The organism is Ramlibacter sp. WS9, from assembly GCF_003797765.1.
In the GTDB taxonomy this organism is placed as follows: domain Bacteria; phylum Pseudomonadota; class Gammaproteobacteria; order Burkholderiales; family Burkholderiaceae_C; genus Ramlibacter.
In genome coordinates, this window is sequence record NZ_RKMB01000001.1 from 271,792 (window position 1) to 298,704 (window position 26,913).

General features: G+C 67.4%; 25 protein-coding genes. 11 read left to right on the forward strand and 14 right to left on the reverse strand.

All coding sequences use genetic code 11. The annotated features are described in order from the left end of the window. Window positions 1-15: 15 nt before the first annotated feature. From EEB15_RS01340 to EEB15_RS01375, 8 genes are all read right to left on the reverse strand, one after another. Entirely contained in the window at window positions 16-1,449 is a 1,434-nt protein-coding gene (locus EEB15_RS01340; RefSeq protein WP_141507725.1) for a multicopper oxidase family protein, read from the reverse strand. A 19-nt stretch (window positions 1,450-1,468) separates the two neighbouring features. Further along, window positions 1,469-2,890 carry a TolC family protein gene (locus EEB15_RS01345; RefSeq protein ID WP_141507726.1) on the reverse strand — a complete coding sequence of 474 codons (1,422 nt, stop codon included), beginning with the start codon at window positions 2,888-2,890 and terminating at the stop codon, window positions 1,469-1,471. Between the two features lie 11 nt (window positions 2,891-2,901). Beyond that, window positions 2,902-3,237: a hypothetical protein gene (locus EEB15_RS01350; protein WP_141507727.1), complete on the reverse strand. Its 336-nt coding sequence runs from the start codon at window positions 3,235-3,237 to the stop codon at window positions 2,902-2,904. Between the two features lie 101 nt (window positions 3,238-3,338). Then, a complete protein-coding gene (locus EEB15_RS01355) occupies window positions 3,339-3,761 on the reverse strand; it encodes a hypothetical protein (RefSeq protein ID WP_141507728.1) in 423 nt (140 codons plus the stop codon). Between the two features lie 42 nt (window positions 3,762-3,803). Beyond that, entirely contained in the window at window positions 3,804-4,772 is a 969-nt protein-coding gene (locus EEB15_RS01360) for a tripartite tricarboxylate transporter substrate binding protein (protein WP_141507729.1), read from the reverse strand. A 15-nt stretch (window positions 4,773-4,787) separates the two neighbouring features. After that, a complete protein-coding gene (locus EEB15_RS01365; protein ID WP_141507730.1) occupies window positions 4,788-5,954 on the reverse strand; it encodes a pyridoxal-phosphate dependent enzyme in 1,167 nt (388 codons plus the stop codon). Window positions 5,955-5,993: 39 nt separating this feature from the next. Next, window positions 5,994-7,007: a porin gene (locus tag EEB15_RS01370; RefSeq protein ID WP_141507731.1), complete on the reverse strand. Its 1,014-nt coding sequence runs from the start codon at window positions 7,005-7,007 to the stop codon at window positions 5,994-5,996. A 40-nt stretch (window positions 7,008-7,047) separates the two neighbouring features. Further along, window positions 7,048-7,500 (reverse strand): hypothetical protein, encoded by a 453-nt coding sequence (locus EEB15_RS01375; RefSeq protein WP_141507732.1) that lies wholly within the window; start codon window positions 7,498-7,500, stop codon window positions 7,048-7,050. A gap of 96 nt (window positions 7,501-7,596) precedes the next feature. Between EEB15_RS01375 and EEB15_RS01380 the strand changes: the two genes are divergently transcribed. After that, window positions 7,597-8,523, forward strand: coding sequence for a LysR substrate-binding domain-containing protein (locus tag EEB15_RS01380; protein WP_141507733.1), 927 nt, complete (start codon window positions 7,597-7,599; stop codon window positions 8,521-8,523). Between the two features lie 32 nt (window positions 8,524-8,555). Here the strand turns inward: EEB15_RS01380 and EEB15_RS01385 are convergent, their stop codons facing one another. After that, the gene (locus EEB15_RS01385; protein ID WP_141507734.1) at window positions 8,556-10,049 is read right to left on the reverse strand and encodes an AMP nucleosidase; all 1,494 of its coding nucleotides are present in this window, start codon (window positions 10,047-10,049) and stop codon (window positions 8,556-8,558) included. A gap of 186 nt (window positions 10,050-10,235) precedes the next feature. Between EEB15_RS01385 and EEB15_RS01390 the strand changes: the two genes are divergently transcribed. Beyond that, a complete protein-coding gene (locus EEB15_RS01390; RefSeq protein WP_141507735.1) occupies window positions 10,236-10,502 on the forward strand; it encodes a hypothetical protein in 267 nt (88 codons plus the stop codon). 474 nt (window positions 10,503-10,976) lie between these two features. On the opposite strand, the gene EEB15_RS01395 is transcribed toward EEB15_RS01390, so the two are convergent. The 4 genes from EEB15_RS01395 to EEB15_RS01410 form a co-directional block, all read right to left on the reverse strand. Next, entirely contained in the window at window positions 10,977-12,920 is a 1,944-nt protein-coding gene (locus EEB15_RS01395; RefSeq protein ID WP_141507736.1) for a DUF6600 domain-containing protein, read from the reverse strand. A 44-nt stretch (window positions 12,921-12,964) separates the two neighbouring features. Then, entirely contained in the window at window positions 12,965-15,601 is a 2,637-nt protein-coding gene (locus EEB15_RS01400) for a DUF6600 domain-containing protein (protein ID WP_141507737.1), read from the reverse strand. 114 nt (window positions 15,602-15,715) lie between these two features. Beyond that, on the reverse strand, window positions 15,716-17,080 hold the full coding sequence (gene gorA, locus EEB15_RS01405; protein WP_141507738.1) for a glutathione-disulfide reductase: 1,365 nt from the start codon (window positions 17,078-17,080) through the stop codon (window positions 15,716-15,718). A gap of 17 nt (window positions 17,081-17,097) precedes the next feature. Beyond that, window positions 17,098-17,988: a LysR family transcriptional regulator gene (locus tag EEB15_RS01410; RefSeq protein ID WP_141507739.1), complete on the reverse strand. Its 891-nt coding sequence runs from the start codon at window positions 17,986-17,988 to the stop codon at window positions 17,098-17,100. A 106-nt stretch (window positions 17,989-18,094) separates the two neighbouring features. On the opposite strand from EEB15_RS01410, the gene EEB15_RS01415 reads away from it, so the two are divergent. The 9 genes from EEB15_RS01415 (at window position 18,095) to EEB15_RS01455 (ending at window position 26,165) form a co-directional block, all read left to right on the forward strand. Next, window positions 18,095-18,733 carry a glutathione S-transferase family protein gene (locus EEB15_RS01415; RefSeq protein ID WP_141507740.1) on the forward strand — a complete coding sequence of 213 codons (639 nt, stop codon included), beginning with the start codon at window positions 18,095-18,097 and terminating at the stop codon, window positions 18,731-18,733. Window positions 18,734-18,740: 7 nt separating this feature from the next. Further along, window positions 18,741-19,685 (forward strand): pyridoxamine 5'-phosphate oxidase family protein, encoded by a 945-nt coding sequence (locus tag EEB15_RS01420; protein ID WP_141507741.1) that lies wholly within the window; start codon window positions 18,741-18,743, stop codon window positions 19,683-19,685. Between the two features lie 33 nt (window positions 19,686-19,718). Next, window positions 19,719-20,522: an ABC transporter permease gene (locus EEB15_RS01425; protein WP_141507742.1), complete on the forward strand. Its 804-nt coding sequence runs from the start codon at window positions 19,719-19,721 to the stop codon at window positions 20,520-20,522. A gap of 5 nt (window positions 20,523-20,527) precedes the next feature. Continuing rightward, entirely contained in the window at window positions 20,528-21,511 is a 984-nt protein-coding gene (locus tag EEB15_RS01430) for an MlaD family protein (RefSeq protein WP_141507743.1), read from the forward strand. After that, a complete protein-coding gene (locus EEB15_RS01435; protein ID WP_141507744.1) occupies window positions 21,508-22,158 on the forward strand; it encodes a hypothetical protein in 651 nt (216 codons plus the stop codon). The genes EEB15_RS01430 and EEB15_RS01435 overlap by 4 nt, the downstream gene beginning before the upstream one ends. Before the next feature lie 2 nt (window positions 22,159-22,160). Beyond that, window positions 22,161-23,174, forward strand: a complete 1,014-nt coding sequence (locus tag EEB15_RS01440; RefSeq protein WP_141507745.1) for a MerR family transcriptional regulator — start codon at window positions 22,161-22,163, stop codon at window positions 23,172-23,174. A gap of 24 nt (window positions 23,175-23,198) precedes the next feature. Then, window positions 23,199-24,425: an acyltransferase family protein gene (locus EEB15_RS01445; protein WP_141507746.1), complete on the forward strand. Its 1,227-nt coding sequence runs from the start codon at window positions 23,199-23,201 to the stop codon at window positions 24,423-24,425. Next, window positions 24,412-25,713: an MFS transporter gene (locus EEB15_RS01450; RefSeq protein WP_141507747.1), complete on the forward strand. Its 1,302-nt coding sequence runs from the start codon at window positions 24,412-24,414 to the stop codon at window positions 25,711-25,713. Before EEB15_RS01445 ends, EEB15_RS01450 begins: the two co-directional genes overlap by 14 nt. A 119-nt stretch (window positions 25,714-25,832) precedes the next feature. Next, on the forward strand, window positions 25,833-26,165 hold the full coding sequence (locus EEB15_RS01455) for a hypothetical protein (protein ID WP_199236431.1): 333 nt from the start codon (window positions 25,833-25,835) through the stop codon (window positions 26,163-26,165). 147 nt (window positions 26,166-26,312) lie between these two features. Here EEB15_RS01455 and EEB15_RS01460 read toward each other — a convergent pair whose 3' ends face one another. Next, window positions 26,313-26,774, reverse strand: coding sequence for a histone H1-like DNA-binding protein (locus EEB15_RS01460; RefSeq protein WP_141508012.1), 462 nt, complete (start codon window positions 26,772-26,774; stop codon window positions 26,313-26,315). Window positions 26,775-26,913: the final 139 nt, after the last annotated feature.

The window sequence follows — 26,913 nt, forward strand, 5'->3', positions numbered from 1 at the left end:
TCCTTTCAAAAGGGGTCAATGGCCCGAGTGGCCGGATGGGGGTTTGCGGATCTGGACTTCCACGGGCTTGCGCGGCGCGGAACTGTTGTTCGGTGCCGTCCTGGCGGGCATGGAGCCGGATCCGGAATGGCTGGCGCGCGGCGCAGCGGGCAAGTTGCCTGTGAACTCGTACGCCACCGTGCCGGGCGGGTGCTTGAACCACTCCGGGTTGCGGTAGTCACCCGGCTTCTGGTCGCGGCGCACCTTGAGGACGGTGAACATGCCGCCCATCTCCAAGGCGCCGAACGGGCCATCGCCACTCATCATGGGAGCCGTGTTGTCCGGCAGCGGCATCGTCATCTCGGCCATGTCAGCCATGCCGCGCTCGCCCATCACCATGTAGTCCGGTACGAGGTTCGTGATCTCCTTGACCACCTTCCTATGGTCCACACCGATCATGGTAGGCACGTCGTGGCCCATGGCGTTCATCGTGTGGTGGCTCTTGTGGCAGTGGAACGCCCAGTCCCCTTCCTCGTCGGCGAGGAACTCGACCTGCCGCATCTGGCCGACGGCCACATCGGTCGTGACTTCGTGCCAGCGGGTGCTCTTCGGCGTCGGCCCGCCGTCGGTGCCGGTGACGACGAACTCGTGGCCGTGCAGATGGATCGGATGGTTCGTCATCGTGAGGTTGCCCATGCGGATGCGCACCTTGTCTCCCTTGCGCACGTTCATCGAGTCGATGCCTGGAAAAATCCGCGTGTTGAACGCGAAGAGATTGAAGTCCAGCATCGTCATGATCTTTGGCGTGAAGGAGCCGGGCTCGATGTCGAACGACTGCATGAGGAACACGAAATCGCGGTCGACCGGGTCGATCAGCGGATGGCGTTCGCGCGGGTGCGTGACCCAGAAGCCCATCATTCCCATCGCCATCTGCACCATCTCGTCGGCATGGGGGTGGTACATGAACGTGCCTGGGCGCCGCGCGGTGAACTCGTACACGAAGGTCTTGCCCGGGGGGATGTGCTTTTGGGTGAGGCCGGCCACGCCATCCATGCCGTTGGGCAGGCGCTGGCCGTGCCAGTGAACGCTGGTGTGTTCGGGCAGCTTGTTGGTCACGAACATGCGGACGCGGTCGCCTTCCACCACCTCGATGGTCGGGCCGGGCGACTGGCCGTTGTAGCCCCACAGGTGGGCCTTGAAGCCCGGCGCCATCTCGCGCACGACGGGCTCGGCCACCAGGTGGAATTCCTTGACGCCGTTGTTCATGCGCCAGGGCAGCGTCCAGCCGTTGAGCGTGACGACCGGGTTGTAAGGGCGGCCGGTGTCCGGCGCCAAGGGTGCGGCGGTATCCGGCTTCGTCCGGAGGGTGGGCTCGGGCAACGCGGCCATGGCGACCTTGCTGACCGAGGCGGCTGCCACCGCGCCGGTGATGGCGCCTGCGCCTCGGAGGAAATTTCGTCTGTCGTTCATTGGGTGATCCATGTCGGGGTCAGTGCGCGTCTTCGCCGGCGCTGCCAGTTCGGGTGGAAACCGGTGTGGCGCCCATCGCGATGGGCTTGCCGATGAGCGCGGCGGCGAGGGCGGCCTCTGCAAGCCAGAACTGCTGCTGGGCATGGATCGCGGCCATCACGGTCGCGATCTGGTCGCGGTTGTCGGCCAGCAGCTCGAAAACCCCGATCAGCATGCCGTTGTAGCGAAGCACGTTCTCTTCGGAGATCGTGGCGCGCAGGGGGACCACCTCGTCGCGGTAATGCCTGGCCAGATCGAGCGCCGTGCGGTAGGCCGAGTAGCTCTCGCGCAGCTGCGACGAGGCCGAACGAACGACCGCGTCGTACCGGTTGGCGGCGAGCAAAGACTGCGCGTTCATGGCCGCGCGTTGCGGTCCGCCCCAGTCGAACAGCGGCAAACGGACTTCGAGTTCGAAGCCGCGCGCGGTCTGCCGGGTCCCTTCGCGATTGTCGAAGACGGTGTCGCGCCGCACGCCGGCCTCCAGGTCGAGCAAGGAATTAAGTAACGCAATGCCCTGCGAGCGCCCGGCCGCCTCAAGCTGCAGCTTGGCGAGTTGCACGTCGAGACGCTGTTGCAAAGCGGCTGCGCTCACGTCGGCGGGTGCCTTCGGTTCCTTGGGCAGATCCGGCAGGCGGTCGGGCAACTTCAGTCCGCGCGCCTGTTCGGTGGCCAGGCCCAACTGGCGGACCAGCTCCTCGCGCGCGGCGGTTTCCGCGTGCCTCGCGGACGCCAGCTGCGAGGTGGCATCCGCATAGAAAGCGTGCTGCCGGGCGCGCTGCAATCGGGTGAAGTTGCCCACCTGCTGCATGCGGCGGGCGAGTTCGGCGCTGGCTTGCGCGCTTCGGTTGACCTGCTCGGCGTATGCGAGCAGTTGACGCGCCGCCACGGCGCGCACCCAGGCTTGGCGGACCTGGCTGACCTGTTCGACGACGTTGGCACTCAGCTGCGTCTTGGCCTGAGCGACCTGGTTGCGCGCAATCACCTGGCGTTGCGGCAACGTGAGCAGATCCAAGAGCCCGAACGACAGCAGCCGTCCGATCTCGAGTTCCTGGCCGACGCGCACACGCTCGAAGGTGAAGATCGGATTACCGATGCGGCCGGCCTGGTTGGCGTTCGCCATGTCGGCCCAGCTTTGGGCGATCAATGCCTGCACCGATGGGCTGTTGGCCAGCGCGAGCTGCACGGCATCGTCCATGGAAAGTGGCTTGTCGAGCAGTTCGACAGACAGCCGCTCGCGCGCCTGGCGCTGCAGGTCCGTGCGTGACAGTTCGAGCTTGCCGTTCGTGAAGCCGGGCGTGGCCCGGCTGGTCTCCTGCACGGCGTCATCGATATTCACGGTGGCGCAGCCGGCAAGGACCAGCACGGCGGCGGCAGCAACGGGGAAGCGTAGTTTTCTTGGCATGGCCGTCCTCGTCATGGCTTGGCGTGGCCCGAGTGCGGGCCCTGGCCGGCCGGGGCCGTGCCTTGCGCTTCGTTGGCGTAGGCACGCCAGCCGCCGATGCGGCCCACGTTGTCGTTCGCCTCGCGCCACGCCAGCGGCTTTGGGTCAGCGAATGGCTGGTAGCCCTCCAGCGCGGAGCGGTACGTCAGGCCGTTGGCCACCGCAGCCGATGCGGCGGGCCGAGCGGCCGGGGCCGCCGGCGCTGGCGCAGACGGCGCCGCAGTCTGCTGGGCGTTGGCCGCCAGTGCGCCACTGAGAGTGAGCAGGACGGCCCAGCTTGGGCTGGAGAAAAGGGATAGGGGGAACATGTAAACCTCGCGCGAAATGGATGGCGCGTGCCGGGTCGCATTGCCGGCACGGACGAGCGTGATCCCGGCGCCGCGGCATCAGCCGCGACGCGCCAGGGGGCTCAGGCGCGAGGTGGTTTGTCGGGAACGAGCAATGGCCGGCTGTGCGCCGCCATCAGAGGCTCACCCGGATCGGCGCGGCCGGGCACGTCCGGAGCCACGACCCAAGGAGTCTGGGCAATGGCCACTGCGTGGCAACACGTGGCGCAGGCGCTGCACTTGTGCATCAGGTTCGAGGCGGAAGCGCCGACGCTGGTCTTGACGATGCTTTTGTCTGCCGGGGCCTTGGCCTCCGACTGATGCTTCGCATGATCGTGCCCAGGCGTGCCGGTCGCATGGTTGTGCTCTGCCGCGGCGACTTGCACTTGCACTTGCGCGTGGTGTGCCGTCCCCTGCCCGCAGAAGAGCATGGACGCAGCCGCGAATCCCTGAATGGGAACCGCGAACATGACGATCCAGGCCAAGAACAATCGAAGGTACGGCATCGCGTTTTGATTCTAGCGAACTCGAAAGCCCAGCAGTGGTCTCTACTCCGGCTTCACCCCGGCCTGGCGGGCGATCGCGCCCCAGCGTGCCACTTCGCCGCGCATGAAAGTTCTCAGTTCGTCGCGGGATGAAGCCTTGAGGTCGATACCGAGCGTGCTCAGCCGCTCGCGCGTCGAAGGATGCGCCAGCGCGGCCGCGATCTCGGCGCGCAACCGCTCGACCACCTCGATCGGCGTGGTCGCCGGCGCGACAACGGCCCACCATTGGTTGAAATCCATGCCATCGATACCGGCTTCGCGTGCGGTGGGCACATTGGGCAGGGCGGGCAGCCGGACTTGGCCCGTCACCACCAGCGGCGACAGCTTGCCGGCGCCGTAGAGGGAGCTGCCGCTCGCCAGCGTAGCGAAATGCGCGGCCACCATGCCCGCGGCCACGTCGGTCAAGGCCGGCGCCGAGCCGCGATAGGGTACGGCGACGTACTTGAAGGCGCCGCGCGATGCGAACACCTCCGCCGCCAAGTGGCTGCTGGAGCCCGCACCGCTGTGCGCGATCGCCAACGGCGCCGCCGTCTTCCTGGCGCGCTGAACGAACGCCTTGGCATCGCCGGCCTTGAATTCGGCGGGATTCGCAAACAGCACAAGGGGCGAAGTCCCGACGAGGCTGACCGGAGTGAAGTCGCGCAGCAGGTCGTAGGGCAGCTTGGCGACCACGGCCGGCTGGATGGCATGCGGCAACTCCACGATGGCGAGCGTGTAACCGTCGGGCGCGGCCTTGGCCGCGGCGTCGGTGCCGATCTGCCCGGATGCGCCGGAGCGGTTGTCGACGATGACGCTCTGGCCGAGCGTGGCGCTCATGCGCTGCGCGATCGCCCGCGCGATGGCGTCGGTGCTGCCACCGGGCGCCCACGGCACGATGAGTTTCACGGGCTTGTCGGGATAGGCGGCGTGCGCCATTGTGGTGGCGGCGGTGAGGGCCGCCGCGACGATCAGGGAAGTGAGGGAGCGAAGCATGTCAAGCCTTTCGAGTCAGGATAAAGCAGCGGGTTCGAAGGGATCGCGGTCACCCTTCGCGGTCAGGATGAGCAACGCGTGTTCGGAAGGGGCGATTCGCTGGTCTGCCAGCAGTTGCGTCAAGGCGCCGACGGTGGAGCCGGCGCAGAGTTCCACCCACAGGCCTTCCTGCGCGAGACGGGTCGCGCCGCGGAAAGCCTGGCCGTCATCGACCACGGCCGCGCCACCGCCGCTGGATCGCACGGCGTGCAGCTGCTGCAGCGTCACAGTGCCGCCCGCGATCGAGAACTGCGCCGTCGTGCCGGGAAACTCGTTTTGCGCCGGCGCGCCTTCCAGCACCTTGGCCAGGCGCGCAAACGGCTCGACCACCCACAGCCGTGGCAGCCTCTCGATGAGCCCGGCCGCGAGCAGGTCCCGGAATCCGCTGTAGATGCCCCACAGCAGGTCGCCGCGCGCCGTGGGCACGAGCACGTGATCAGGCACGCAACCGTCGGCCACGCACTCCAGTGCGATCGCGCGATAGCCCTCGACACCGAAGGCGGGACTGCCGACGGGCGGCAGGCAGTAGTTGGTCAAAGCGAACGCGCCGTCATCCTCCACTCGCCGGCGCACATGCTCCCATCGGTCGGCGCCGCGATCGAAGGCCACGCGACGCGCCCCCAGGCGCTGCAAGGCGCGCACAAATGTCTCAGGCATTGCCTGATAAGTCGCCGCCTCGCAGGCCAGGCCCGCGGCGGCGCAGTACGCCGCCGCCGAGATGGCTGCGTTGCCGCTGGAGGCGAGCACCACGGACTGCGCGCCGGCATCCAGTGCGCGCGTGACGCCTTGCGACGACATCCGGTCCTTGTGGGAGCCGGTCGGGTTCATGCCTTCGTGCTTGACGCTCAGCCGCGCCACGCCAAGGTCGGCGGCCAGGCGCGGCAACTCCATGCACGGTGTCTCGCCTTCGCCCAGCGACACGCCGGAGAGGTACGGCAACCACGCCCCCCAGCGAAAGCCGGAGCCGGAGGGTTGCAGCGATGTGGGCAGGTCGGCGTAGACCGCTTCGAGGCTCGAGGGCTTTTGGGTCCGTTCACAAACCGGGCAGCCGCGGGGGTAGTCGCCGATGTCCAGCACGTGCGAACAGCTGATGCAACGCAGGTGGGACAGGCGCGGGTTGCGCTGGAAACGGCGGGGGTTCATCGTTGACTACTGCGTTGTAAAAAAAGAAGGGCTGGAGATTCAGAAGCGGTGCCGCAGACCCGCGACCAACGACGACGGCGACGGACCGTTGAGGCCGTTGTCCAGGCCGAAGGTCGCGCCATTCTGGTTGCGCAGCTTGGCGTAGCGGAAATACAGATCCGTTCGCTTGGACAGCAGGTACTCCGCGCCGATGCTGTAGCCCTTGGCGTCGCGGTCCGGCGCGGTCTTGTCGTTGACGCGGCCGACGGTGGCCTGCAGCGTCAGCGCCCCAATCGGTACGCCGACGCCGATCCAGTAGTTGGCCTCGTCCAGATTGGCCGCGCCTTCCTCGCGGATGCGGTAGGCGCCATAGAGCTTGGCGGCACCGAAATCGTAGGAGCCGCCCAGGGAGTGCCAGGTGCGGCGATCCGTCGCGGCAGCGTTGCGCAGGCTGTCATAGCCGTACGCGAGGTACAGCGGGCCGTTGTAGTACTGCAGCGACGCGCCGACATCATCCAGCGCGCCGGAGACTCCACCGGCGCGCTCGCCGAACGCGTACATCACGCGACCGACGAAACCGGCCATGCGCGGCGTCTCGTAGACGATGGCGTTGTCGGAGCGGAACACCGTGTTGGCATAGGTGTTGGGCGGCGAAGCGACGGAGCCGGCATCGAACGGGTCCATGCCGAAGACGGCGCGCGCCTCGGGCCGGAACTGGCGCCCGAAGGTGACCTGGCCCCAGTGGCCGCCCAGGCCGACCCAGCTCTGGCGGTTGAACATCAGGCCGCCGCCGGTGCCGGCGCCGCTGCCGTTGTCGGCGTTCACCGCGGCTTCCAGGCTGAAGATGGCACGCAGGCCGCCACCGAGGTCTTCGGTGCCACGGAAACCCAGTCGCGACGCCGAGCCTTGGCCGGAAACCAGACGAGTGGCCGAAACGCCGGCGCCGTTGGAGGCGCGCTCGACGGCGGTGTCGACGATGCCGTAAAGCGTCACGGAGGATTGCGCCCAAGCGCCGCAGGCGCCGGCCGCAAGCGCCGCGGCGAACGCGGGCTTGAACAGGTTTTTTGTTTTCATTGTGTGGAGGTGTGTGAGCTGATCGTGAGAGCGGATCGATCTACTTGGAGGGGGCCGCTTCGATCAGCTTGAGGGCCTGCTTCATGTTCTCGACGGCCTCGGTCTCCAGCGCCTCGTAGACCGGCCTCTCGTGGGCGAGCTGCGCGAAGATCTCGCGCGCCTTGGCGATCTTGGCCGGATCGGTCGCCTTGGGATTGGCCAGCGCCGCCTCGAGCCGCTTGTACTCGCTGGACAGGAAGGCCGGCTGCTCGCCCAGTTCGCGCAAGCCGGCGTTGGTCAGGCTGCGAATTCGCAGCAGCATCTTGATGTCGGCCTGGTCCATCTGGCCCTGGGCTCGCTCCAGCGCGAGCCGGGCCTGGATGGCTTCCTTGCTGTCCAACTTCTTGGCGGATGCCAGCTGCTGATACCTGGCGATGTCCGGTCCGAAGTCGTGGGCCTGCGCCGCGGCGGCGAACAGCAGCAGGGATGGAATCAGTGCGATGCGAATGTTCATTTTCTCTCTCCTGAGTAGTGATCGAGCATTGGCAGTCTAGGAAGCAGGCGATAAGATGATTGATAGAGTTCTTATCACTTGATAAGCAGGATTTATATGCGTGTGACCGAGATCGAGACCTTCCGCGCGCTCATGTCGAGCGGCTCCGCACGCAAGGCGGCCGCGCTGCTCGGGGTGACGCAGCCCGCGGTCAGCCAGTCGCTCAAACGGCTGGAAACCGAGGCAGGCTTCGAGCTGTTCCAGCGGCTGCGGGGTCGGCTGCATCCCACGCCAGAAGCCAAGGCCCTCCTGATCGACGTCGAGAGGATGTTCGTCGGCTTGAGCGCCATCGAACACCGGGTCCGCACCCTGCGCGAGTTCGGGCTGGACCAACTGCAAGTCGCTTGCTATCCGGCCTTTGGCCTGGGGTTCATGCCCCGATGCCTGGAGAAGCTGGCCGCGTCAACCAAGGCTGAAGGTCGGCCCCAGGTGTCGCTGCAGATCCTGAGTTCCAAGGAGGTTCGTGAACGCGTTGTGACGGGGCAAGCCGACTTCGGGCTGATGGCGGATGAAGTGTCGGTGGAGGGACTCGAAGCCACGACATTCGCCAGATTCGCCGGTGTCGTCGTGATGAAGAAGGGGCATCCTTTGGCGCGGCACAAGCACATCCGCCCCGAACAATTGGCGGAAGTGCCGTTTCTCGCGCTGAATCCGGAAGACGCGTCCCGCCGGCGCCTGGAGGCCATGCTGGCCGAGCACGGCGTCTCGCTGTCGGTTGCCGTTCATACGCCCTACGCGGTGAGCGTGTGCGAGATGGCACTGCGCGGGCTGGGCGTAGGGATCATCAATCCCATCACCGCGGTGGACTACGCGGAGCGTGGGCTGGTGATCCGGCGATTGAGCATCGACGTGACGTTCTCGTGCTACCTCGCGATTCCGGCGGGCAAGGTGTTGTCGGGCACGGCGAAGCGGTTTCTTTCGCTCATGCGCAAGCAGCTCCAGGAGGACGAGCAGAAGTTGCGCGACTACCTCAAAGCCGTGTAGGCGAACGAATATTCGGTGCCGAAAGACGGCGCCTACTGGAAAGCCACCTCGTCGAAGCTGCGCAGCTTGCGGCTGTGAAGCCGCTGGCTGCCTTCGTCGCGCAGGATCTCGATGGCGCGCATGCCGATGCGCAGGTGCTGGTCGACACGCTCGCGGTAGAAATGGTTGGCCATGCCGGGCAGTTTGATTTCGCCGTGCAGCGGCTTGTCGGAGACGCACAGCAGCGTGCCGTACGGCACGCGGAAGCGGAACCCGTTCGCGGCGATGGTGGCGCTTTCCATGTCCAGCGCCACGGCGCGGCTCTGGCTGAAGCGGCGCTGCGGCACATTGCCGGGCAGCAACTCCCAGTTGCGGTTGTCGGTGGAGGCGACGGTGCCGGTGCGCATGATGCGCTTCAGGTCCGCGCCGTTGAAGCCGGTCACGTCGGCCACGGCCTTTTCCAGCGCGAGCTGGATTTCGGCCAGCGCGGGAATCGGCACCCACAGCGGCAGTTCCTCATCCAGCACGTGGTCTTCACGCACGTAGGCGTGGGCCAGCACGTAGTCTCCCAGCTGCTGGCTGTTGCGCAGGCCGGCGCAGTGGCCCAGCATCATCCAGGCATGTGGGCGCAGCACCGCGACGTGGTCGGTGATGGTCTTGGCGTTGGCGGGGCCGACACCGATGTTGATCATGGTGATGCCGCCGTGGTTGGGGCGCGTCAGGTGGTAGGCCGGCATCTGCGGCAGGCGCGGCGGCACGGCGCCGTAATCATCGGCGGCTTCCCTCGTGATGCCCGCGCGCCGCGTGACCACGTTGCCCGGTTCGATGAACGCGGTGTAGTCGCTGTCCGCCTTGGCCATCTCCTCGTGCCCCAGGCGCACGAACTCGTCGATGTAGAACTGGTAGTTGGTGAACAGCACGAAGTTCTGGAACCAGTCGGGCGCGGTGCCGGTGTAGTGGCGCAGGCGGTGCAGCGAATAGTCCACGCGCGCGGCTGTGAAGAGGGCGAGCGGCTGCGCCTCGCCGGGGCGCGCCTCCCAGGTGCCGTTGGCGATGCCGTCGTCCATGGCGCCGAGATCGGGCAGGTCGAACACGTCGCGCATCAGCATCCGCCGCTCGGGGCTGAGCGTGCCTTCGATGTGGTCGTTCTCGGCAAACGAGAAGTGGATCGGGATGGGCTGCGTGCTGGTGCCGACTTCCAGCTCGACGCCGTGGTTTTGCAGCAGCAGCCGGAACTGCTCCAGATAGTAGTTGCCGTACAGGTCGGGCCGCGTCAGCGTGGTTTCGAACCGGCCGGCGCCGGCGACGAAGCCATACGACAGCCCCGAGGCTTCCAGCGCGGCCTGGCGCACCACCGTATCGGTGTGGATGCGCACGAACGGGTAGCAGGCGCGCACGTGCCCGGGCATGGCTTCACCGGCCACGAAGCGCTGCATCGCGCTGCGCAAATGGTCGATCTGCTGGGTGTAGATCGTGCGGACCTGATCCAGCGCGCTGACCGGGTCGCTGTGGCGGGAAGGTGCGATGAACGGCGGCATATAGGGCATATGGGCCTATTGTGCAACGCACGAAAGCCGCCTGCTTCGTACCGCTGATGTACCGCTGACGTACTGCTGAGTGTGCGAGAAAGCGTCCTACAAGCTGTAACGAAGGCAGATGACGTTACAAGACCTCTGCCTCGGCCAAAGTTCACCCCACACCAACAAGGTTTGAACCTCACAGGAGTTGAGCGAATGAGAACAGAAGCAATGGCCGGCAATCCTTTTGCACTGATGACCGATCCGGGCACGGTGCGCCAGATGATCGAGAGCTCCGAATCTCTGAGAAGGTTGAGCCAACGGCAATGCCATCCGCTGGACAAGGCCGTGATTCGTAGCGCCAGCGCCGAACTGGCCGCCTACGACGCCAAGATCGACCGCACCACCATCTACCTGCCGCCCGAAGAAGACAAGTCGACGACCGCGCTGGTGCGCTCTTCGTACCCCGAATCGGTGAACTGAGCGACGCTTTGTCATTGCGGGCTTGACCCCGCAAATCCATGCCTCGCGTGCACGTGCCAAACCCCGCACTCTGAGACCTCGCGGCAACGCCGTGCATGGCCGGGCCGCGGCGCGATGGCTACGGCGTCCGGCTGCGGCGCTGTCGCGCCTATAGCCGGATTCCCCGCGCTGAACGGTCTTGCGGCCCTGCGCAAAACAACTCACTCCGCCTTGCTCCGTTCAAACAAGTTTTGCGAGCATGAGACGGTCGCGTCGCAAGCGACGCTGGGCCGCAAGACCGTCCACCGCGGGCGCCTGAGCTTTATTCGCGCCGCGGCCCGGCCGTGCACGGCGTTGCAGTGGCGGGTGGCGTGCCTGCGGCGGCGCGCCGAAACCCGCCCACGCACAGCTTTGCCGCGCGGCCTCAGAACCCAAAGAACGAATTCGGGGTCATGGATTGCGGGGCAAGCCCGCAATGAGAGCCCGCATTAGCAGTTAGCTGCGGCCCCGGCCGTGGCCGCGCCCGCCGTCGTCGCCGCCTTGCCCGCGGCCCTCGTCGCGGGACTCACGGCCCTGACGGCCTTCGCCACGCCCTTCGCCGCGTCCGTCACCCTTGCCTTCGCCCCCACGGCGCTGCTGCGCTTCGGGCGATGCGCCTTGCGGCGGCGCCTGGCGTATCGCGCGCTGCTGCACTTGCTGCTCTTGCATCTGCTGGCGGTGCAGCTGTTGCTGCTGTTGCCGCACGGCGTGGTCCTGCGCCGCCTGTTGTTGACGCACCGCCCGCTCCTGCTGCATCTGCTGCTGGCGGATCGCGTGTTCCTGCGCTTGCTGTTGGCGGCGCAGCTCGTCCTGCTGGCGCTGGCCTTGCATCTGCATTTGCTGTTCGCGTTGCGCGCGTTGCTGCTCACGGACGGCACGTTCCTGCTCACGCGCCCCGCGCTGCTCCTGGTGCATTTGGATGCGGCGCTGCTGATCTTCCTGCCGCTCCTGCTGCCGGCGCGGCTCCTGCCATTGACGGCCCGGCAGCTGATTCTGGAACACCGGTGGCGGGAGATTGGCGACCACACCTGCACTCACGCCCAGCGGTGGCGGTGGCGTCACGCGCAGGCGCGACGCGCGGATATCGGCATAGCGGTTGGCGTACGGCTGCGGCAGGGCGGGCTGGGGCATCACGTGCACGCGGCCCACGTCGGCGACGCCGTTGCGCTGCCAATGCCGGTGCACCGGACGGCCGCGGCTGAAGTCTTCCGTGCGAACGGAGGTCCAGACGCCGGGCCGGTTCTGGTACAGGTAATGATCGCCGCGATGGCGGTGGTCCACGACGATGTACCGGTTGACGCCGCTGATGTAGCGCGGGCTCGTGCGGTAGGCGGGGCGCCAGACCTCGCCCGGGCCGAGCGGGAACCAACCCACGCCGGAGCCGAATGAAAAGGTGGCACTGCCGCCGCTGCCGACGAATGCGACCAGCGCTGGCGCATAGACCGGGCGCGGACCGATGCGGCCCGGCACCCAGGCCCAGCGCGAGCCGATCAGGGCCCAACGGCCGTAGTGGAAGGGTGCGAAGCCCCAGGGCGCGTCGTCGACCCACGTCCAGCCCCACGGCGCGATGAAGTCCCAATGGCCGTAACGATAGGGCGCCCAGTCGGCGACGGTCACGCGGGGGTACCACACGGGGCCATAGTCGGTGTCTTGCGACCAGGTGCCGTTGCTGTCCAGCTGCTGATAGCCCACGACTTCGCGCGGAACGTAGCGCGCGGTGAGCGATTGGTCTTCGGCCCGGTTGAGGTCGGCGGCCCAGCGGTCGAAAGCATCTTCGCCAGGCATGGCGCGCACGGAGACGCGTTCAAGATCCCGGCCGGTGAACGTCACGACCTGCCCACCCACGAGTTCCTGCGCCTGGCCATTGGCGCCATAGACCAAGGCGGCGCCGTCGCGCACCGTCACGCGCGTTGTGCCCTGCGCCGGATCGACGTCCAGGCGGTAGTCGCCCGGCTGGGTCGCCCGGAATGCCAGCTGCGGCGTGTCGATCTCGAAGTTCTCGCCACTTTGCACCTGTCGCACGCGGGCGTTGAGGGTGCCTGCGTTCAGGCTGGCCTGCAGCGCCTCGGCGTCCAGCGCGGCCACATCCAGGAAAGTCTGGCTGTCCATGTGCAGCGCCGCGGAGCCGACGTGCAGTTCGGCGCGCGCGCCCTTGTCCGTCCAGAGCCGGTCACCGCGCGTGATGGGGCGGTTCGGGATGGCGTCCAGCCAATCGGTCTCGCCGGCGGGCGCGAACACCACGGAGCCTTCGATCTGGCTGAGGGTGGCAACGCGCGCCGGCGGATCGGCGGCGACTTGTGCCGGCGCCTGTGCCTGCGCCTGGGCGACGCCCCAGCCGAACGCCAGCAGCAGCGGCAACGCGCGTGCAATCGCGAAGCGGGCAAATGATCGAGTGGTCATGGCAGTCTCCATTGTCATTGTGTTTGGAACGCGCGGGGCCCGCATCAGCTCATCGGCCCGGAGTTGAGGATCGGGATGCCGCGCGAGCGGCGGTCGTCGCGCAGGTCGGGCCGGCCGCCACGCAGGCGCAACTGCTGTTGCTGCTGCTCCCACGCCTGCTGGTCACGCCGCCACTGTTCGGCCAGCGCCTGCTGCTGGCGCGCAATCGCCGCGCGCTGGGCCTGCTGCTGCGCCAGTTCGCGCTCTTGCCGTTCCTGGGCCTCGCGCTTCGCCTGCTGCTCTTCGCGCTGCATGCGTTGCTCGCGCAGTGCCTGCGCGTCGCGCTCGGCGGAACGGCGGGCCTGCTCGACGTGCTGGGCATGCAGTTCGCGGCGCTGCTGTTCCTCGCGGCGGGCGACGGCCTCGCGCTTGGCCTGCTCGGCTTGTTTGGCCAACTGCTCGCGCTTCAGCTGCTCGGCGCGCTTGGCGGTCTGCTCGCGCTGCAGCTCCGCGCGCTTGGCCGACTGCTCGCGTTTCGCCTGCTCGGCTTGCCTGGCCAGCAGCTCTCGCTTGGCGGCCTGTTCGCGCTCGCGCTTCGCGACCAATTCACGTTTGGCCTGTGCTTCCGCCAGCTTGGCCTGTTTGGCCGCGGCGATTTGCTCCCGCTTCGCCGCGGCGAGCTGCTCACGTTTTGTTTCTGCGATTTGCTCGCGCCTGGCTTCCGCGCGGCGAGCCAACTGTTCGCGCTTGCTCTGCTCGGCGCGGCGCGCCTGCTTCTCGCGCCGGGCTTGTTCTTCCGCGCGGTCCTGCTCCAGCTTCGCCTGCTCAATGCGGGCCTGCTCCGCCGCTTTGGCGCGTTCGGCCTTGGCGCGCTCTGCAGTGGCACGTGCGGCCTTCGCGATTTCCGCCTTGGCCTTCTCGGCCTTTGCCACTTCAGCCTTCGCCATTTCGGAGTTCACCACTTCTGCCTTCGCCGCTTCGGCGCGCTTGGCAGGTGCCGCGGCCTGAGGCTGCACCGCAGGCAGCACGGCCGGCACAGCGGCGGCAACCACGGGCGGCGCTGCCGGTGCCTTCGCAGCCGCAACAACCGGCACGGCTGCCTTGGCCTGCTGTTGACGCGCTCGTTCGGCCTCTGCCCGTTGTTGTTGCGCCGCTTGCAGAACACGCTGCACTTCGGCTTGCTGCTGGGCGGCGGCTTGCACGCGGGCGGCATGCGCTGCAGCTTGTGCCAGCGCCGCAGCCTGCACCGCGGCTTGCGTCGCTGGCTTGGGTTCCGAAGCGGGCTTGGGTTGCGATGCCGGCGCAACCGCGACCTGTGTCGCTGGAGCGGCAACGCGACGCGGTGCCGGCGGCGTGTCCGGTTGGGGCACCGTCACTTTCGCCGGAGCAACGCGCGACATCGCGATGGTGCCGCCGCGTTCGGGCATGGGAGGCGGCGGCACGATCTGGGCGTTGGTCAGCGAGTTGGCGGCGATGCGCAGCCAGCCCGCGCCGGCCGGCTTGCCGCGATGGAATTCCTCGGCGGGAATCGACGTGAGGGCTTCGGGCTTGCGCTGGTTCGCGTACGTTGGGTTGGCTTCCAGCTTGAGGTTCTGGTTGAGGTTGCTCATGTAGACCGGGCTCGCGCGGTAGCCGGGTTGCCACACTTCGCCGGGTGCCAGCGGGAACCAGGCCACGCCGGGCTTGCCGGCAATGACGGGAAGGTTCCATTGGGTGGCGCTGCCGTTGCCGCCACCGACGAACGCCACCAGCGCCGGCGCATACACCGGTTTCAACGACAGGCGCCCCGGCACCCAGGCCCAACGCGAGCCGATCATTGCCCAGCGCCCATAGTGGAAGGGCGCGAAGCCCCAGGCCGCGTCGTCCATCCAGGTCCAGCCCCAGGGCGACATCCACTCCCAGTGGCCGTTGCGGTAGGGCGCCCAGTTCGCAGGCATTCCCTGAGGGAACCACACCGACCCGTGGGTTGCGTCCTGCGACCACTGGCCGGCGGAATCGAGCTCCTGGTAGCCGACGACTTCGCGCGGCACGTAGCGCGCGGAGACCGATTGCTCCTCACGCCGGTTGCGGTCAGCGGCCCAGCGGTCGAAATTGTCTTGCGGCGGCGACTCCTGCACGGACACCTGCGCCAGCGTGCGGTCGCGGAACGTGATCTGCTGGCCGCCGCCCAGTGGCAAGACCTGCCCCGCCTCGCCGTAAACGGCGCCGGTCCCCGAGTGGATCGTCACGCGCGTGATGCCGCGCACCGGATCGACGTCGATGCGGTAGTCGCCCGGATAGGCGGCGCGGTACGCGAGGTTCGGCGTGTCGATCTCGAAGTTCTCGCCCTCGGGCAGCGTGCGGATGCGCACGTACACCGAGCCCTGCGTCACGCTCAGCTGGGCGGCCCGGTCGTCGAGCTGCAGGATTTCCACGTGCGTGCTGGGGGCCATGCGCACGGCCGACGAGCCCACCTGCATCTCGGCGCGCGAGCGGCGCTCGGTCCACACCCGGTCGCCGCGTGTGAGCGGGCGATTGCGGATCGCGTCGGTCCATTCGTTGTCGCCCGCCTGCGAGAAAGCCACCGCGCCTTCGGCCAGGTTCACGCGTCCCACGCGGCTCGGCGGATCGGCCTGCGCCATCGCGCGCGCGCCTAACAGCGCCAGCAGCACCAAAGGTAACAGGCGCGCAAAGAAAACGTGAAGAAGGTGGGCAGGGCTCATGAGCATTCTCTCCAGGAAGTAGAACGCTTTCGCCCCCGAAAAGATCGCAAAGCCCAGGTAAAGGCGGGCTCTCTCGCCCGCGTTTTTTGTAATGCTGTGTAAAGCCGCTGCGCGTCAGCCGGCGAGGGGCTCGCGCATCGTGACAAATTCCTCAGCGGCGGTGGGATGGATGCCGATGGTGCTGTCGAACACCGCCTTGGTCGCGCCGGCCTTCATCGCCACCGCGAAGCCCTGCACGACCTCGCCCGCGTCGGGGCCGACCATGTGCAGGCCGATCACGCGATCTGTCGCCGCATCGACCAGCAGCTTCATCAAGGTGCGCTCGCCGTTGCCGCTCAAGGTGTGCTTCAGGGCCCGGAACTCGCTGCGGAATACCGTGACTTTCTCAAAGGTCTTGCGCGCTTCGCCTTCGGTGTAGCCGACGGTGGCGATGTTCGGGTGCGTGAACACCGCGGTCGGGATGAAGTCGTAACCCATCGTGCGTTTGCCCTGGCCGAACAGGTGGTCGACCACCACCATCGCCTCGCCCAACGCAACCGGCGTGAGCTGTATCCGCGCGGTGACGTCGCCCAGTGCGTAGATCGAGGGAACGGAGGTGCGATAGAGCGCATCGACGACGATCGCGCCGGCCTTGCTTTGCGCGACGCCGGCTGTGTCGAGGCCCAACCCTACGACGTTCGGCACGCGGCCGGTCGCATAGAGCACGGTGTCGGCGGTGACGGTGCTGCCGTCCAGCAAGGTCACTTCGAGCCCCGACGATGTCTTGCGGATTGCGCGGACGTCGCTGCCGGTGCGCAGGTCGATGCCGTGCTTGCGCGTCTCCTGCGTGATGAAGGCGCGCACGTCGGCGTCGAAGCCCCGCAGGATCTGCTCGCCCCGGTAGAGCTGCGTCACCTTCGAGCCCAGGCCGTTGAAGATGGAGGCGAACTCGCACGCGATATAGCCGCCGCCCACCACCAGCAGGCGTTTGGGGAAAGGGTCGAGATCGAACATGCTGTCGGAGGTGACGGCGTGCTCGCAGCCCGGGAACTTCGGCACGCTCGGCGTGCCACCGGTCGCGACCAGGATGTTCTGCGCCGTGATATTTTTCTCGCCTTCTTCGGTGCGAACCTTCGCCGTGTGGCCGTCCACCAACTGGGCCCAGCCGCGCACGATCTCCACACCCGGGCCCTGCAGCAGTTGCTGGTAGACGCCATTCAACCGCGTGATCTCTTTCGCGCGGTTCGCTTTCAGCCGGGCCCAGTCGAATTGCGGCGGCTTCACGTCCCAGCCGAACCCGGCGGCGTCCTGGAAGTCGTGGGCGAAATGCGCAGCGTAGCTATAGAGCTTCTTGGGAATGCAGCCGACGTTGACGCAAGTGCCGCCCAACGCGGCCGCCTCGGCAAGCCCGACGCGCGCGCCGCGCTGCGCCGCCATGCGCGCGGCGCGCACACCGCCGGAGCCGCCGCCGATGACGAAGAGGTCGTAGTCGTGAGCCATGGAATCGTGTCCCTTTTTCAAGTTCGAAAAGCGGTGATGTCGTTGCGGATCCAGTCGATGAACAACCGCGTGCGGGCCGGCAGCAGCCGTGCATGCGGGTAGACCACGCTGATCGGTCGGGGCGGGCGCTCGAATCTTTCAAGCACGATCTTCAGGCGCTTCTGCGCGATGAAAGGCGCCACCTGGTAGGAGAAGAACATGCCGAAGCCCGCGCCGTCGGCGCAGGCCTGCACGGCGGGCAGCACGTGGTTGAAATCGAGGTTGCCGGACACGTTCACGCGGAACGCGCGGCCGTTCTCCTGGAAGTCGCCCCAGGTCGGCTTGCCCGCGATCATCCGGATGCAGTTGGCCTGCTGCAGGTCGCGCGGATGCTTCGGAACGCCATGCTTGCGCAGGTAGGCCGGGGTGGCGACGACGACACGGCGGATCTGCCCCAATGGCAGGGCGACCAGAGACGAATCCTCGAGCGCGCCGATGCGGACGCCCAGGTCCATGCCTTCTTCCAGCAGGTTCACCACCCGGTCCAGCAGCACCACGCTGCAGCGCATCTGGTCGTACTGCCGCACGAAACGCGTGACGGCCGGCGCCACCCACATCTGGCCGAAAGCGACCGGGGCGGTGATGCTGAGGTGGCCGGCCGGCTCGGTCGCGCCGGCCGTGAGCGCCGCTTCCGACTCCTCCAGCGCCAGCAGCACCTGGCGGCAGTTGTCCAGGTGCTGGCGGCCTTCTTCGGTGAGCGAGATGCGTCGCGTCGTGCGATTGAACAGGCGCACGCCCAATTCCGCCTCGTAGGCAGCCAGCGAACGCACCACCGCCGGAAGCGAGGCGCCGGTGCTGCGCGCCGCGGCCGTGAGGCTGCCTTCGTCGGCGATCCGAACGAAGGTTTGCATGGCTTTGAATTTGTCCATCAGGCCCTGATTAATCCATATATCGGAAGAGTCCTGTGCAGACCGGGGTATTTATTCAAACGGGCGCAGCAAACAGAATCCGGGCTTCCCCATCCAGGAGCCCTCCATGAACAACGCCTCGCCCGCCCGACCGATCCGCCTGCACCGCATGGCCTTGTCGGGGCATTGCCACCGCATCGAGCTGTTCCTCTCCCTGCTCGGGCTGCCGTACGAACTGGTGGAGATCGACCTCGCCGCCGGCGCGCACAAGTCTCCGGAGTTCCTGCGCATGAACCCTTTCGGCCAGGTGCCGGTGATCCAGGACGGCGATGTGACCCTGGCCGATTCGAACGCCATCCTGGTCTATCTGCAAGGACGTTACGCGCCCGGGCAATGGCTGCCGAGCGATCCGCTGGCCGCTGCGCAGGTGCAGCGATGGCTGTCGGTCGCTGCCGGGCCGCTGGCCTTCGGTGCGGCGGCTGCGCGCGTGATCCAGCTGTTCCGGCGGCCGGACGACCCTGCGGCCGCCATCGCGCGCGCCAATGCGCTGCTGAAGGTGATGGATGCCGAACTGGCTACGCGCGCATTCCTCACGAGCGATCAGCCGACGATCGCCGACATCGCCAACTACAGCTACATCGCGCACGCGCCGGAAGGCAATGTGTCGCTCGAGCCCTACCCGCATGTACGCGCCTGGCTGCAACGGATTGAAGCCTTACCGCGCTTCGTGCCGATGATGAAGTCGGCAGTCGGCCTGGCGGGCTGAGCAAGCCATGAGCGGCGACACTTTTCACGAAGGCGAAACGGCGCTGCAAGAACGCACGGGCGTGCGTGCGCGGCTCGCCGACGCCGGCCCGCGCGTGATCCGCGACCACATGCCGGACCAGCACCGCGAGTTCTTCGCGCAGTTGCCCTTCCTGGTCGCGGGCACGGTCGATGCGCAAGGCCAGCCCTGGGCTTCAGTGCTGGCCGGCGCGCCGGGTTTCGTGACGTCGCCCGATCCGAAGCGGCTGGACGTGCGTGCCCAGCCGCTGTCGCATGAACCCTTGTCGGAGAACCTAGCGGCCGGTGCGCCTATCGGCCTGCTCGGCATCGAGCCGCACACCCGGCGGCGCAACCGGATGAACGGGCACGTCTCGCGGTTCGACGACAGTGGCTTCAGCGTTGTCGTTGAACAGAGCTTCGGCAACTGCCCCAAGTACATCCAGGCGCGGCGTCCGGAGTTCACCAGCGCGTCTTCAACGGGGCCTGCACAGCGGCTGGATGCACTCGACGAAGCGGCGCGCGCGCTGATCGCCCGCGCCGACACCTTCTTCATCGCGACCGCCCATCCCCAGGCGGGTCGGGGCGACGCGCGGGCCTTCGGCGTGGACGTGTCGCATCGCGGCGGCAAGCCGGGCTTCGTGCGGGTCGACCGCGACGGCACGCTGACTGTGCCGGACTTCATCGGCAACTTTTTCTTCAACACACTCGGCAACCTGTCGGTGAACCCGCGCTGCGGCCTGCTGTTCATCGATTTCGACAATGGCGACATGCTGCAGGTCGCGGCGCGCGGCGAGATCATCCACGACGACGCCGAGGTGCTGGCTTTCGAAGGCGCGCAGCGGCTGCTGCGGTTTCAAGTTGTGTCCGTCTTGCGCTGGCCAAGCGCCTTGCCGCTGCGCTGGGGCGAGGCGGAAATGTCGCCGGTACTGGCGGCGACGGGCTCCTGGCGCTGACGGCCCTGGAAGTCGACCGTCTATGATTTGCGAATGACGGTCCTGTCTCACAGCGCGCGAAAGCTTGGCCATGCCGGGCGGGCGCCGCTGCGCTGGCTCGCCGGCTGGTGGCGCATCATCTTCTTCGGCGCATCGGTGCTGGTGCTGGCGCTGTCGCCCTCCAGTTACGGGCGGGAAACGCGCCAGGCCCTGATGCGCCACATCTATGTCGATACGGCGCCCATCCTCGGCTGGTTCACTGTCCTGTGTGCCTTGCTCACTTTGGTGATCACACGCATCGTGGTGGTCACGGCCATCAGTTACGGCTTGTCTCGCTATGCCCTCGAGATGGTGATCCGCGTTCTGGTGCTGGAATTGATCCCGCTCACGGCGGCGCTCTTCGTCGCCTTGCGCTGCACGATCCCGAACGGGGCCGCTCTGGCGGAGATGCGCCGAACCGGCCAATTCGATGCGCTGGCCGCGCGCGGCGTCGACCCCGTGGTGACGCAGGTGCTGCCTCGCGCGCTGGCCGGCATCTTCGCCACATTGACGCTGGCGGCGCTCAGCTGCGTGGTGGCGCTGGTGCTGGCCTACCTCGCGGTCTTCGGCTGGACGTTGGCGGGTGTGGCTGCCTACACGCATGTGTTCGGCCATGTGTTCAATCCGGCGGTCGCGCTGATCTTCGTGCTCAAGACCGTCTTCTTCAGCCTGGCCGTGTCCATCATTCCGATGGCCTCGGGCCTGTACGACATCGAGGGCGACGGCTCTCGCGAAAGCGCCGCGTTGCAGGGGCTCGTGCGCATGTTCGCCGTGCTGCTGCTGCTCGAGGCGGCGTCGCTCGCAGGCAACTACACCTGACGCCCATGGAAGAAAAACCCGACACACCGGTCAGCAATTCCGAACCCGCGCCCTCGCGGCCGGTGCGCAATCTCGAGCTCAAGGCGGCGCTGCTGCTGGTGTTCACCGGTCTGCTCATCGTGGGCTCGGTGCTGTACCTGCTCTACGCGCGCGGCGTGTTCCAGGCGACGCAGACCTTGGTGCTGGTGACGGAAGACTCCGAAGGCGTGGTTGTCGGCATGGACATGACCTTCGCGGGCTTCCCGATCGGGCGGGTGCGTCGCGTCGAGCTCGCCCAGACCGGCAACGTCCGCGTCATCATCGACGTCGCCCAGAAAGACGCGCACTGGTTGCGCACATCCAGCGTCTTCACGCTGGTGCGCGGCCTCGTGGGCGGCACCAACATCCGTGCCTATTCGGGCGTGCTCACGGATCCGCCGCTGCCCGATGGTGCCGAACGGCCGGCGCTGCGCGGCGACGCCACGGCGGAGCTGCCGCGCGTGCTGGCGTCCGCCAAGGAAGTGCTGGAGAACGTGAGCGCGATGACGGCGGAGGACGCCGCGTTGCGCGCGTCGCTGGCGAACCTGCAGGAAGTGACGGCCAAGCTCAAGGGTCCGCGCGGCGCGTTGGGCGTGATGTTCGGCAACGACGCCGACGCGCAGAAGCTCGTGGCCGCGCTGGACCGCACCAATGCGTTGTTGGCGCGAGTCGATGCGCTCACCGCGAAAGCGGACACCCAGGTGTTCGGCCCCGACGGTGTGATGAAGGAAGCGCGGGCCACGGTGTCGCAGCTCAATGGCCTCCTGGCCGAAACCCGCACGAGCCTCAAGAAAGTGGACGCGGTGCTGGTCGAGGCGCAGGGCATCAGCGCGAACGTGAAGGGCGCGACCAACGACCTCGGAAGCCTGCGTGCGGACGTCGAAGCCAACCTTCACAAGGTCGAGGGCCTCATCAACGAGCTGAACCGGAAGTGGCCCTTCGCTCGCGAGACGGAGGTCAAGTTGCCATGAGGTTGATCCTGTCCTTGGCCGTCGCCGCGGCGCTGCTGGCCGGCTGCGGCAACAAGCCGCGCGCGCCCGACTGGCAGATGAACGCCCACGACAGCCTCGAGCGCTACGTCACGGCGTACATGACGGGTAATGCCCGGGTCGAGGCGGCGGAATTCGAGCGCGCACGCAACGCGCTGTCGGCGACGGGGCAAGCGGGGCTGGTGGCGCGTGCGGAGCTGACGCGGTGTGCCGCGCGCGTGGCCAGCCTGGCCGTCGAACCCTGCGAAGGCTTCGAGCGGCTGCGTGCGGATGCGCCCGCGGCCGAGCGCGCCTATGCGGATTACCTGGCCGGGCGCATCGCCCCCACCGATGTGCCGCTGCTGCCGGCACAGCACCGCGCCGTGGCCGCAGGGCAGGGCGACGCGGCGGCGTTGGGCGCGATCGAGGACCCGCTCTCACGCCTGGTCGCAGCCGGTGTTTTATTTCGCAGTGGCAGGGCGTCGCCGCCGGTGCTGGTGCTGGCCAGCGACACGGCCTCGGCCCAGGGCTGGCGCCGGCCGCTGCTGGCCTGGCTGGGCGTGCAGGCGCAGCGTGCGGAGCAAGCGGGCGCCACCGAAGAAGCGCAGCGGCTGCGCCGGCGTATGGCGTTGGTGGCGGGGGAAAAGTAGCCGTGCTGCTCAAAGTAGGCGAACTCGCGAAACACGCGGGCCTCACGGTGCGCACGCTGCACCACTACGACGAGATCGGCCTGCTCAAGCCTTCGGGCCGCTCGGAGTCCGGCTACCGGCTGTACAGCCGCGAAGACGTCGCGCGCCTGCACGGCATCCAGGCGCTGCGCCAGCTGGGCCTCGCGCTGGCGGATATCGGCGCCATGCTCGAGAAGGGCGGCACGCCGCCGGGCCTGATCATCGACCAGCAGATGCGGGCGCTGGATCGCGAGATCGCACGCGCCACCGAACTGCGGGACCACCTGGGCTTGTTGCAGCACCAACTGGCGAAGGGGAACGAGCCGGGCATGGCGGACTGGCTGGACACGCTGGGGCTGATGAAGACCTACGGCAAGTACTTCAGCGCTGCGGAGCTCAAGACCATATTCGCGAACTGGAACCTGATCGAAAACGACTGGGAGCCGCTGGTTGCCGCAGTGCGCGAGGTGATGAACCAGGGGTTTGCGGCCGACGCGCCGGAAGTGCAGCCACTCGCGCAGCGCTGGATGCGGCTGATGCTGCGCTGGATGGACGGCAACTTCGACCTCATCGACCGCTGGGGCGAGATGTACGAAAAGGAGCCTTCCGCGGCAGGGCGCAATGGGGCGCCCCAGTCGGACATGATCGAGTTCATCCGCCGCGCCATCGACCTGCGCATGGCGTTGCTGTGCAAGTACCTGACGCTCGCGGAGATCCGGCGGTTTCGCCATATTCCGGACGAAGAGTGGCAGGCCATGGCGTGCCGGGTCAAGGAGCTGATGGACCGCGGCGTTGCCCCCGGCAGCGACCCCGCGCAGGCGATGGTCGGTCAATGGCTGGCGCTGCTCGACCGGTTGGTCGGGGACGACCAAGCCGTGCGCGCTCGCCTGCTGCTGGCCCAGGCCAGCGAGCCGCTGCTGCAGGCCGGGTCGACGCTGCCCGCGCCGGCCCGGGCCTATCTGCGCCAATGCATGGCCCAGGGCTTGACCCTCACGTGACGTGAGGGTCTAGAGTCGGCTTCCATGACGGAACCGACTCCAACAACAACTCCCGAACACCTGCCCCCGCAGCGCCTGCATGCGCTGGACAACCTGCGCGCGCTGGCCATGTGGCTGGGCATCGTGCTGCACGTCTCGGCGATCCATTGGGTCAACCCGTCCCCGCTGCCTTGGCGCGACGAGCAGCGCACCATCGTCGCGGATTTGCTGGGCGCGTTCATCCACAGCTTTCGCATGCCGGTGTTCTTCATCCTGGCGGGCTACTTCGTTGCGATGCTGCTGCATCAGCACGGCGCGGGCGGCATGCTGAAGAACCGCGCGAAACGGCTCGGCCTGCCGTTCGCCGTGTTCTGGCTGCCCATCTTCAGCGCGTGCGTGGTGCTGGCGCTGCTGTTCGTTCATCGCATGGCGCGCGGCACCTGGGGACTCGACCCAGTATTGCTGCAGCGGCAGGCACCGAACGTGCCCCAGGGGCCGTCGACCATGCACATGTGGTTTCTGTGGATGCTGCTGTGGCTCTGTGTCCTCACGGCGGCGCTGCATCGCTTCGGCGGCGCCCCGGTGCGCCGCATCGGGTCGGCCCTGGCGGCGGCATTGGGGTTCATCGGCGCGAGCTGGGGGGGCTTCATGGTGCTGGCGCTTCCGCTGGCCGTGACCGGTGCGGTCTATCCGAACGGGATCGTCACACCCAATGGCTCGTTCCTGCCGCCGCTCGCGGAATGGGTGCACAACGGCCTGTTCTTCGCGTTTGGCTTGTCCGTCTACGCGTGCCGCGAGCACTTGCTGCCGCTGTTCACGCGCCGGGCCTGGGCGTACGCCGCGGCGGGCCTGCCGTTCTTCTTCGGTACGCTGGTACTGATGGAGATGCTGCGCCAGCCGGACCGGCCGATCGCGCACCTGCCGTTCTGGATCGCGCTGGCCTACAACTGCGCCACGTGGCTCTGGAGTTTTGCGCTGATCGGCCTGGCGCTGCGGTACATGCCGCGCCGCAACGCAGTGCTGGGCTACCTTGCCGACAGCTCGTACTGGGTCTATCTCGTGCACATGCCCGCCACGATCGGCTTCGGCGCGCTGCTCTTCGGCGTGCCGATCCCCGCGTTGGGCAAGATGGGGCTGAACATCGCCGCGACCACGCTGCTGTGCCTGGCTACCTACCACCTGTTCGTGCGCTTCACGCCGGTCAGCATCTTGCTGAACGGCAAGCGCCATCCCCGAAAAATCCAAGGAGTGCTGGCGCATGCCAACCCATGACAACCCGGCGCGAGCCGAACTTTTCCGCGACCGCAATTTCCGGTGGCTGATCGGCGGCGGCAGTCTCTCGCTGCTGGGCGACCAGTTCACGCTGATCGCCTTGCCGTGGCTCGTGCTGACCATGACCGGCGACACGCTGGTGCTGGGCACCGTGCTGGCGCTCATCAGCGTGCCGCGCGCGCTGTTCATCCTGGTGGGCGGCGCCATCGTCGACCGCTATTCGCCCAAGCAGGTGCTGATGATCACCAAGTACGTCAACACCGTGCTGCTGGGCGCACTGGCAGCACTCGTCTTCACCGGCACGTTGACGCTGCCGCTGGTCTACGCTCTGTCGCTGGGCATCGGGCTGGCAACAGCGTTCAGCATCCCGTCGGGCACGGCGATGATGCCGCATGTGGTGCAGCCCGCGCAGCTCCAGGCCGCGAACAGCATCCAGCTCGGCCTGCGCCAGTTGTCGATGTTCGTCGGCCCGCTGCTCGCGGGCCTCCTGATCGCGCTGTTCGGTGACGGCGCCGGAGGTGCAGGCAGCGCCATGGCCAACGCCCAGGGCATCGCCGTGGCTTTCGCGTTCGACGCGTTCAGTTTCGGCATCACGATCTGGACGCTGGCCCAAGTGAAGACGCGGCCGACGCCCCCACGCACGGCAGGGCCCACCCCGGCGGTGTGGGCCTCCATCGCCGAAGGCCTGCGCCATTTCTGGCGCGACGTCGAACTGCGCACCTGCTTCATCTACTGGTCGGCGATCGCGCTGCTGATCATGGGCCCGATCCACATCGCGCTGCCGGTACTCGCCAGCACGCAACCTGGCCTGGGCGCCGCGGCGTTCGGCATCATGGTCGGCGCCCACGGCGCCGGCACCCTGGCCGGCATGATCGCGTCCGGCGTCAAGTCGAACCTGCGCATCGGCAGCCTGGGCACCACCATCCTGGCGTTCGACGCCGTCATCGGCCTGCTGTTCATCCCGATGGGGCAGATCGGTGCCGCATGGCAGGGCGCGGGCCTGATGCTCACCATCGGCTTGCTCGGCGGCTTCATGCAGGTGGCGGTTTTCACCTGGATCCAGCGCCGCGTGCCGCCCGCGCTGCTGGGCCGCGCGATGAGCCTGTTCATGTTCATCTTCATGGGCCTCGCGCCGGTCTCGGCGGCCATCACGGGCTGGATCATGCGCGGCATCACGCTCGGCCAGCTGTTCGCCGGCTGCGGCGCGACCTTGGTGGTGCTGGCGGTCATCGCGTTCGTGGGTTCGCAGATGCGCAACGTGACCGACGCGAGCCCGGCGACGCGCTGACACCGGTTCCGTTCACGGCGGATTTACAGAAAGTTTTCCTTGCGGCAATATCCGCCCGGGGAGCTCGCGCGTTGTTGTAGACGTGGGCCCACGCCACCTTCGACAACCAGGAGCCTTTCATGAAGAAGCAAAGCTTGATCATCGTCCTCGCGCTGGCCGCCGCCGGCGCGGCCGTTGCGCAGACCCCGTCCGTTGACCCGGCGACGCCGCGCGTCGACCGGCGCGAGGCGCGGCAGGAAAAACGCATTGCAAAGGGCAAGGCATCGGGCGAGTTGACGCCCAAGGAAGCGGCGAAGCTCGAAGCCCAGCAGGGCCGCATCCAGGCGGCCGAAGCCGAGGCCAAGAGCGATGGCAAGGTCACCGCCAAGGAACGCGCGGAGCTCACGCATCGCCAAAACAAGGCCAATCGCAAGATTCGCCGCAACAAGCACGACGCGCAGAAGACCAGCTAGGGCCGTTAACGCTATGAAGCGACCGCGCGTGTAGTCGAGCTCTATCGCCTCGCGCGTGGTGATGGCGACAACGCCATAAAAAAAGCCCGGCACCTTGCGGTGCCGGGCTTAGCGGGCTGGCTTGCCTTGCGGCAAGCCCACTTCGCCTTAGGGCTTGCTGGCCGTGGGGAACGGCCAGGCTGCCTGCGGGTTCAGCGTGGTCTGCGCCGCCGGCGCTGCCGGGGCGGCAGCGGCCGCTTTGGCTACCGGTTTGGCAGCAGGCTTTTTCGCTGCTTTCTTGGCAGCAGGCTTTTTCGCAGCCTTTTTGGCAGCAGGCTTTTTCTTCGCAGCCGGCTTCTTCTTGGCGGCCGCCTTTTTGGCGGTCGTCTTCTTGGCTGCGGCCTTCTTCGCCGGAGCCTTCTTCGCAGCGGCCTTCTTGGCCGCCGGGCGCTTAGCGGCCGCCTTCTTGGCTGCCGGGCGCTTCGCTGCGGCCTTCTTCGCCGGAGCCTTCTTCGCAGCGGCCTTCTTGGCCGGAGCCTTCTTTGCCGTTGCCTTCTTTGCGGCCGGACGCTTCGCTGCGGCCTTCTTTGCCGGGGCCTTCTTCGCGGCCGATTTCTTTGCAGTTGCCATTTCTATCTCCTGTTCAAGTTGATCAACATCAACCAAAGAAGCACTCCATGCTTGTTGGATTGCATGAAGCGATTCATGAGGTTGGGCCAAGGCCCAGCATCATGAACACCGTTGCCCGCCCTGGCGCCTGGCTCTTGCG